A 10,216-nucleotide genomic window follows, 5' to 3' on the forward strand; every position below is an offset into this window, starting at 1 on the left:
AAAATGTACATACGCCAGAAAATTCCATGACTTAACAATATCATACAATTAAAAAATTTTCACTAATACTATAATAAAATAAGGAAAAAAGGTAAGACCGTGGTTTTTATCCCAAGGTCTTACTTCCAATCCATTTTATTTAAAACTGAAAATCCAATTGATCAGAAATATCCATTTCGATTAAGTCATAGGATTCAGCAATCTCTATATCACTTAATTTTGTACCCGCTTCATTAACAATGATCGTTAGCAGCTTAAGAAAGGATTCTCCGAGAATGTTGATCGTACTCTCTGTAAATAATGTATTGGCATACTCAAATTGAAATACTAACTCCTCATCAGCTTCGATCGTAATGACGCTTACATCAAATTTAGACATACGATATTTATAATCAAAGCGAGATATGGATAGCTTATCAGTAGCATCATTACCTTCTGTGATGTAAGGCTCCTCAATATTTTGCAGGATAAACATGGTGTCAAACAGAGGATTTCTGGACTCATCCTTTGCTGCATCCAGCTTTTCTACGAGCATGTCAAATTGATAATCCTGATGATCAAAGGCTTGTAACACATGCTCCTTAACCATAAGCAGGAACTCGGTAAATGTCTGCTGCGTATCAGATTGTAAACGGATGGCCAATGTATTGACAAACATACCGATTACCTTTTCCAAATCTGCATGATGTCTGCCAGCAATCGGTGTTCCGATAATGATATCCTGCTGATGAGCGTATTTGGATAGCAGCACGTGATAGGCAGCAAGTAACACCATGTAAAGTGTTGTACCTGTAGAGCTAGCTAGATTACGCAATCCTAACGTCAATTCTTTATCTGCAAAGAACTCAACAAAACTACCCTCAAAGCTTTTCACAGACGGACGCGGATAATCTGTTGGCAACCCAAGCACAGGTAATTGACCGCTAAATTGCTCTAACCAGTATTTCTCTTGACCTTGCATGACCTCAGACGCCCGTAGCTTGTTTTGCCAAGCTGAAATATCCTTGTATTGAATTCTTGGTTCTGGAAGTTGCTTTTCCTGATAGAATTGCACCAGTTCATCTAACAAAATAGCTATGGATGACCCATCCATGATGATATGATGCATATCCAGAACAAGTACATGGTATTCATCTTCTACTGTGACCACGAAAACACGTAGCAGTGGTGCCTTGCTCAAGTCAAAAGGAGCCACAAGCGACTGCACAACGGAGTAGAGCTGTTTGTGTGTTGATGTCACTTCTTTTATGTCTAGCTCCAGCTTCTCCTGAACATATTGAACAGGCTCTCCTCTTTCCCACCCGAAAGAAGTACGAAGAATCTCATGACGCTCCACCAGTTTTTGAAAGGCTTGATGTAGACGCTGTTTGTCCAATTTCCCCTCAATAATAAACATATTCGGAATATTATAGGCGATACTCTCTGAATCACGTAGATTTACAAGAAACATCCGTTTTTGTGCAGAAGAAAGCTGGTAGGCTTCTTGTTTTTTGACAGGTTGGATCATCGGATAAGCTTTTTTTCCACTGCTCTCTACTAGCTGTGCTAAGTCTTTGATGATAGGTCTGTCAAAAAAGTCCCGTAATGAGATATCTACCTGGAGCTCCTTATTGATACGTGAGATGACGGTCGTTGCCTTGAGTGAATGACCACCGTTTTCAAAAAAATGATCTTCAATACCTATCCCAGCCGTATCAAGCACGCTTTCCCAGATCGCAATTATTTTTTCTTCAATCTTGTTACGCGGTGCTACGTATTTGCTTTCTAGTACATTTCGATCAGGTTTTGGCAACGCCTTGCGATCTACCTTGCCATTTGCAGTCAAGGGGAGTTTCTCCATTTTTACGAAGAAGGCTGGAATCATATAGTCTGGCAATGTATTTGCTAAATGACTTTTCAACTGATTAATTGGCACATCTTGTTTTAGCACCACATATGCACATAAGCTCTTCTGACCTCTTGCATCCTCAATATCCATTACTACTGTTTCTAAAATATTGGGATGATTGTTGATCTGATTCTCAATTTCCTCCAATTCAATACGGAATCCCCGAATTTTAACCTGATAATCTTTACGCCCAAAAAACTCAAGTGTTCCATCAGAGAGCCATCGTCCCATGTCTCCTGTTTTATAGAGTCGTACCCCTTTATGATCAGCAAATGGATCGTCCATAAATACTTTGGCGGTTCTTTCTGGATCATGTAAATAACCTCGTCCAACCCCTATGCCAGACACACAAATTTCTCCTTTAATTCCAACCGGGCAAAGATTCATTTTTTCATCCACGATGTACACCTTAAAATTGTGCAGAGGTTTACCAATCGGAACAATTTCGCTCTGAGGCAATTGATCTATGATATGAATCGTAACATCGTCTGACGCCTCACTAGGCCCATAAGCATTCGCTAGCGGAATATGCGGGAAGAGCTTAAACCATCTCGCTACCAGGCTACGTTTAATTGCTTCTCCTGTGACACTTACATATCGAAAACAATCTAACGACAAGTTGTTTTCTTCCACATGATCTAGCATCACAGACAAAACGGATGGAACAACTTGAAAGATATTTATTTGATCTTGAATAATTTGTTCAATGCAAGAGTTAGGCTCCATTGTCATCTGATTATCATAAATAATGGTCGTTCCACCTAAGATAATAGATGTAAAAAATTGCCACACTGAAATATCAAAGCAGTGAGAAGCTGTTTGAGCGATTCGACAATCTTCACCCAAATTAAGCCGCTGTTTCATCATGTATAGATGATTAGTAAGTCCGATATGCTCTACCATCGACCCTTTTGGCTTGCCCGTTGATCCTGATGTATAAATGATATAAGCAAGTTGATTAGGCCCAACCTTCACTCTGAGGTTATCTTTCATTTCCTGATTGATGGCATCCATTTGGGCATCGAGGCAAAGAATGGTGCCCTTGTAGTTTTGTTTAATCTCAGGCGTTACAAATGCAGATATAGTTATCAGTACCGTCGCTCCTGAATCTTCGAGAATACCCATAATTCGCTGTATAGGATAGGCCGTATCAATAGGGATATAAGCCCCACCTGCTTTCCAAATCCCTAGAATACTTTCCATCATTGGAATGGAGCGTTCTAAGAAAACAGCAACGATCTCTTCCTTTTGCAAACCGGTTCTTTGGATAAACCGCGCCATTTGATTTGCCCGAGCATTTAACTCTTCATACGTGATTTGTTGATCCCGATGTATCGCAGCAATGTCAGTAGGTCGACATTCCACCTGCTCTTCGAATAATTCATGCACCGTTTTGTCCATTGGAAAATCACATCTAGTGTTATTAAAATCATCGAGAATTTGTTTCTTTTCCTGTTTTGTCAACATCGTAAGATCAGAAATAGGTTGTTCTGGATTCTCCACAATGGATTCAAGCAGCTCTCGATAATGTTCCATCATCCGGCTAATGGTGGTAGAAAAAAAGATATCCATGTTATATTCCGCTACCAACAGCAGGCCGTCTGGATGCTCTGCGATATCAAACAAAAGGTCAAACATAGACGTGCCTCTATCAATTTCCGGATGAATCAGCGTCTCATCAGAGAGTTTAAAATCTGTGCGACCAGTATTTTGCAATGTGAACATCACCTGAAAAATGGGCGTGATGTTTTTGGTACGTTCAGGTTGTAAAACCTCCACTAATTTTTCAAATGGAACATCCTGATTGGAAAAGGCTTCAAGCGTAACCTCTCGCACTTGCTTTAAGAGTTGAGTAAATGTTGGATTATCCGCCAATTGAGAGCGTAATACAATTGTATTAGCAAAGAATCCAATCATCCCCTCAGTCTCCAAGCGTGTCCGATTAGCAATTGGAGAACCAACTAGGATATCTGTTTCGCCCGAATATCGACTAAGCAATACGTTAAACGCTGACAGCAAAGCCATATAAAGAGTCACACCTTGACGCTTGCAAAGAACATGTAATTTCGTAACAAGCTCTTTCGGCATAACTAACGTGTCCCGCTGACCTGCACCACTGGCTACACTCGGACGAGTCCGGTCTATTGGTAATTGCAAAACAGGCAAATCCCCAGCCAACTGCTTTTTCCAATAGGCTAGCTGCTGATTCATCACTTTACCATCGAGCCATTTACGCTGCCATGCGGCAAAATCGGCATATTGTAGCTGCATTTCTGGTAAAAGTGACGGTTTTCCTTGGCTAAATGCTTCATATAAAACAGATAACTCATGTGTAAATATCTGTAAGGACCAACCATCCATAATAAGGTGATGCATGGTGTAATAAAAGACATAATTCTCATCATCTTTTTTGAATAATATGAACCGCACCAATGGACATTTCGTTAAATCAAACGGTCGATTAGCATCCTCATTGGCCATATCAATGATACGCTGATGGCGTTCTGAAGCCACAACGTCACCCATATCAATCACCGGAATGCGAATGGGTTGGAATGGATAACTGACCTGATAAGGTTTTCCGTCTTTTGAGATAAAGCTGGTGCGCAGAATTTCGTGTCGACGAATAATCTCATTGACTGCACGCTCCAGAGCATCAATGTTCAAATTCCCTTTGAGTGTATTTGCCACTGGGACATTATAGGTTGCACTTCCAGGCTCAAGCTGCTCAACAAACCAAACTCCCTGCTGTGTATACGAAAGGACAAGATCACTATCGCGTGAAACAGGAACTAATGGAACTGATACAGATTGCTCTCCGGAAGCTATGATTTCGTCAATTTGTTTTCCCATTGCTTGGATCGTTGGATTTTCAAAGAACGTTCGCAAGGATATTTCGATATGAAACGTATGGTATATCCTCGATAACAACTGAGTAGCTAGTAGAGAATGGCCACCACTATTAAAGAAATCATCAATGATACTAATGCGATCAATTCCTACTATTTCTTTCCAAAATCCAGCTAAAATGAGCTCTGTTTCTGTAATAGGTTCAATAAGCGGTGTATTGCTTTCCTCTCGTTCTATCAAAGGAGCCGGCAATGCTTTTCGATCTACTTTCCCATTTGGAGTAACCGGCACATGATCCAAATAAATAAACGCAGCAGGGATCATATGCACTGGCAATTTCTTCTCTGCATAGCTGCGAAGCTCACTAGCGGAAAGTATCTCTTGATTGTAGGTAGTAAAATAAGCAATCAGTTGCTTGTTGCTATTTTGATCTTCTCTCATGATTACTACTGCATCTCGAATTTCTGGATGCTGACCCAAAACAGCTTCAATTTCACCTAATTCAATTCGAAATCCGCGGATTTTCACCTGATCATCCTTGCGTCCGATGTAGCTTAAAGTCCCATCTGGCAAGTACCGAACAATATCCCCGGTCTTATATAAACGATCCGTTGCGTTTGGCGAAAATATATTCTTTATGAAGCGTTCATTTGTGATCTCTGGTCGATGTAAATATCCTAGAGCAAGACCAGGCCCTCCCACATACAGCTCACCTGGAACTCCGATAGGGACGATTTGTAAATATTGATCGAGAACATAGACCTGAGTATTAGCAATAGGCTTCCCGATTGGAATTGATAAAGCATCAGCAGGAACTTGCGCAACATGATGGGTCGTAGTAAACGTTGTACATTCTGCTGGACCATAAACATTAATCAGCTTCTTCGGCTTACCTTTTTCTAAGGCTACTCTTACCCATTTCGCATCAGCCGCTTCTCCTCCGAATAAAACCGTAATATTTGTAAACATGTCAGGACTTTCCCCTGCATATTGGTTGAACAGGGCAGTCGTGCATAGCATCACGGTTATCCCATAACGTTGAATCTCTTTCTGGAAAGCATACGGAGATAGAACAACGTCCGGCGCAATAAGCACAAGCGTCGCACCATGCAGTAGCGTCCCCCATAGCTCAAAGGTAAATGCATCAAAGGATGTGTTATTAATCTGCGCTAAACGATCGCTAGGCTCCCATTCTATATAGGAATGATTTTTTACGAGACGAACAATCCCCTGATGTGTAACCCTTGTCCCTTTTGGGATACCTGTTGATCCGGAGGTATAGATAACATAAGCCATATTCATAGCAGTAGCGTTACTATTAGGTGTTGATAAGCTTTCCTGATCAAGGTCCTGAGCGTCGCTATCTAGTAGTACTAGTGTCAGATCATCGTTTGAAAACTGTTGATAATGAGACTGTTTGGTAATCAGCACAGATAATTGAGAGTCCTTGATAATAAAGGAAATTCTCTCCTCAGGATAGGTAAGATCAATCGGTAGATACGCTGCTCCCGCTTTCAGTATTGCTAGGATGCCTATGATCATCTCTGGCGATCGTTCCATACTGATGCCCACAAGCGTGTCTGGCTGCACACCTAATCGTTGAAGTCGATGAGCCATCTGATTGGATTTCTCATGTAATTCTCGATAGGTAAGCTGACTTTTTCCGTCAATAATTGCGATTTGGTCTGGAGATCGTCTAACCTGCTCTTCAAATAACTCTTGAACAAGCGTTTGACTAGGAAATGGAATATTCGTCTCATTCCAAGTCGTAAGAAGTAGGTTACGTTCGGAATCACCTAGGAGAGAAACCTGCCCGATCGAAGTTTCCGGATGAACCATGATATCTCTTAGCAATGTAGTTAGATGCCCTGTAAAGCGTTTGATCGTTTCCTCTTCAAAGCGTTCCGCATCAAAAATGATGGTCCCTACTAAACCTACTTCGCGTTGGGAAATAGCAAGAGCAAGCTCTGTATCATTACTCCAGAATGGATCATCTATCTCACCCGTTACAAATAAGATCTGAAATGCAGACTGTCGATAGACCGAAAATTCCTGCTCAAAAGCGCTAGCTTCTACTGTACGTTGGACACGCTGAAGCAATTCATTGAAGCTTGGATTTCCAGAAAAGTCACTGTATATAGAGAGCGGAGAATCTTTGCTAGGATCATCCTGTCTGATCCATCCGCTTACAATGCCGTTCTCACCTGTATAACGGTGAAGAAGCAATTGCCAGACACTTAATAGCGTAACAAAAAGAGAGCTACCAGCTGTTTCTGCTAGTTTTGTAAGTTGTTTGCTTTCCTCATTTGAGAGAGTAAATTCAATATTTCCCCATTTGTTTGGGGCATGATGTAAAAGAGAATGCTCCAATGGTAGCTGTAAGGTAGGAACACCCGTCAGTAACCCATTCCAATGCGTGAGAAGTTGATCCATTGCTTGCAGTGAATCCCCCGTTTTACTGGTAATCAAGTGTAAAACAACAAACAAACGATTCACTAGCTGTCCAACACCCTCATCACTGTAGAGAGCTGGGTGATAATCTAATTGGAGAATCAGACCCTTATCTTGTTTTTTAAAATGAAACACCATATCAGCAGGAATAGACTCTACACTTGCTTGATCATGTATGCTATCTAGCAGAACGATGGTTCCAAAGATCGGTCTGCTTTTTTCCTCATTTGACATCCCCAATAAGCTAGCAATTACATGATGCGGCAGACTTTGATGTTTCACTGCATTGGCTATCGTAGCTTTTAAGGTAGGAAGCACCTGTTTCCAGGTTAGGGAACGATCTAAGGAACTGCGAATCGGCAAGACATTGGAAATAGCCTGCTGACCACCCTCTTTTTGTTGAAAAACAGGCATTCCGACAATAATATCGGAACGCTGTTGGTATGTAGACAAAAGATACTTTATTCCCGCAAGCAAAAACATGTATATGCCGTAGTCTGAGTTGTTACTCATGCGCATAATGCTTTCCACTATCGCAGGTGGAATTGGATAGCTGACGGAATTCATATCCTCTACTTTATTGGCAAGAGGGCGTGTTTCAACGGGGAAACCACTAAAATCAGCGACACCCTCCAAGTTCTGAAGCCAGTAGGAGCGTTCTTGCTCAAATTGTCCGCTTGCAAGTAAAATGTTATGCAAAAAATTGGTGCTCATTGGAATCCCCCTTTCTACATGCTATGTTTATTCCAATAGTTGTCCTACCTTTAAATCCTCTGCTTTTTTCACAAAATAATGCCCCATCGAAATATCAAAAACAGCCATCCCCATAGGATTAAACATAATAGCCTGATCTTCACGATAACTAGACATGGCATTATGACAAACCACATCAATAATCGATCTTGTGTCTTCTTTTTGCAAACCACATTGCAAATGCATAGACTCTATATCCGTTTTTTCCCGACATACCTCTTCCCAGTTGTCTACAATAATTGAGCCTTTTACATGCGGGAAAATCTCTGTAGTAAAGTCTCGTAACGAAACATTGAGTAGAAGTGAGCCTGCTTTTGGTGCTGCATCAATGTATGGTGCTTTAGAGACTGTGCATGTCATGAAGATATCCGATTGTTGATAGGCTTCTTTCCAGTCCTTAGCGATGATAACCTTCTCTTTCACAGATGGATCAATCGACGTGATGTCAATTGGATTGAGGTCATATAAGTAAATATTTTTTATTCGATCTCCCAGTAATGAAGTGACCATCTTAAAGTGATATTGACCGATCGGACCCCAGCCGATAATGCCAACCGTGATATCTTTTTGCTTGCGAACATCATCATAATGTTTCAAGATCATTCCACTGACAGAAGCAGTACGAATTACGCTAAGCAATGCTGTGTTAACAATGGCTTCTGGAACCCCATTCGTTGCGTTATTTAGAATAGTGACACTGTGCGCTCGTGGAATACCTTGATGAATATTATTTGGAAAGCTAGCAATCCATTTAATCCCCGCTTGATTAATCGTACCTCCTACAAAAGCCGGCATAGCAATAATTCGATTTTGCTCTTGTCCATAGCGTAAATAAGGTTTTATTGGTTGGGAAAAGTCATCTTGCTGTAAGCATTTCACTGCCTCTTCAATAACAGAAGTCGTTTCATCCCAGTTAATTCCGATGCTCAGCAAGTCCTTTTCATGTAGATATCTCATTCGGTAATCTCCTCTCCCTTTTTACATCTTGCTTGTTTCGAAACCGCTCAAGATCTCCCTCGTTGATTCTTGCAAGATCGCGCAGCCTTTTTGTAATTCATCCCATTCAATGGTTAATGGAGGCAGAAGCTTAACCACGGTATCATTGCGACCTACACACTCGATGATTAAACCGCGCTCGTAGCAGCGTTTTGCTATCTTTTTCGCAGTGTTTACATCTGAACCACTAGCTTTAGCCACATCCACACCCCAAATTAATCCCATTCCACGAACTTCAATCTGGTCGTGCAGGCTAGCAATCTGTTCATGTAAGAATTGCTTTACATACCCTTCTTTACGTAGAACCTCTGCTTCTAATTGTTCTTGCTCTCTGTAATGCAAGGCGGCCTCGGCAGCAACAAAGGCTAGTTGATTACCGCGGAATGTTCCATTATGTTCTGCTGGTTGCCAGATATCTAATTCTGGTTTAAACAACAAAAGAGACATTGGTAGACCATAACCGCTGATAGATTTGGAAAGTACGACAATATCCGGAACAATGGCCGCTCTTTCAAATGAGAAGAAGGAGCCTGCTCGACCGCATCCAATCTGAACCTCGTCGCAAATCAACAGCACATCATGCTTGTCACACAATTGGCGTAATCTTTGGAGCCACTGGATAGGGGCGACGTTAATCCCCCCTTCTGCCTGAATCGTCTCGCAAATGATTGCCGCTGGTTTCGCAATGCCCGAATGGCTATCGCTAAGCATTTTGTCCATATACTCAATCGTATCGAACGAAAAATCAGTAGGGTACGGCATAAATGTGACTTGAGGCAAATCAACACCTGCCGCCTGCCGATTGTAGCTATTGGCGGTAACAGACAAAGCACCTAAAGACATACCATGAAAGCCACCTGTAAAAGCAAAAATACCTGCGCGTTGCTTTGTCTTGCGGGCAATCTTTAGTCCCGCTTCTACCGCATTTGCTCCCGTAGGACCACAAAACATGACTTTATACTCCAAGTTTCTGGGACGAAGAATCAACTCATTAAAGGTCTGCAAAAAACTTTCCTTGGCAGAGGTATGCATATCTAGACCATGAGCAAGCCCATCCGCTTCTAAATAATCAATGAGCTTTTTTTTAATAAAATCATTATTATGCCCGTAGTTGAGAGCCCCAGCTCCTGCAAAGAAATCAATAAACTTTGCTCCTGATCTGGTATACATCGTTGCGTTTTTTCCTTTTATAAATACATCTGGAAAGGATCTGCAATAAGAACGGACATTAGACTCTAGTTGTTCGAATATGAAAGTTGATTGCGTAAGCATAGAGAT

General features: G+C 41.4%; 3 protein-coding genes. All 3 read right to left on the reverse strand.

The window, feature by feature from the left end; translation table 11 throughout:
• Positions 1 to 139: 139 nt before the first annotated feature.
• The 3 genes from GOP56_RS05755 to ectB are packed head-to-tail and all read right to left on the reverse strand — an operon-like array spanning position 140 to position 10,210.
• Positions 140 to 7,903: a non-ribosomal peptide synthetase gene (locus GOP56_RS05755; protein ID WP_163244906.1), complete on the reverse strand. Its 7,764-nt coding sequence runs from the start codon at positions 7,901 to 7,903 to the stop codon at positions 140 to 142.
• A gap of 27 nt (positions 7,904 to 7,930) precedes the next feature.
• Positions 7,931 to 8,899: a 2,3-diaminopropionate biosynthesis protein SbnB gene (locus GOP56_RS05760; protein ID WP_163244908.1), complete on the reverse strand. Its 969-nt coding sequence runs from the start codon at positions 8,897 to 8,899 to the stop codon at positions 7,931 to 7,933.
• Positions 8,900 to 8,920: 21 nt separating this feature from the next.
• Positions 8,921 to 10,210: a diaminobutyrate--2-oxoglutarate transaminase gene (gene ectB, locus GOP56_RS05765; RefSeq protein WP_163244910.1), complete on the reverse strand. Its 1,290-nt coding sequence runs from the start codon at positions 10,208 to 10,210 to the stop codon at positions 8,921 to 8,923.
• Positions 10,211 to 10,216: the final 6 nt, after the last annotated feature.

The sequence above is a fragment of the Brevibacillus sp. 7WMA2 genome (genome assembly GCF_010748895.1).
Lineage (GTDB): Bacteria > Bacillota > Bacilli > Brevibacillales > Brevibacillaceae > Brevibacillus_B > Brevibacillus_B halotolerans.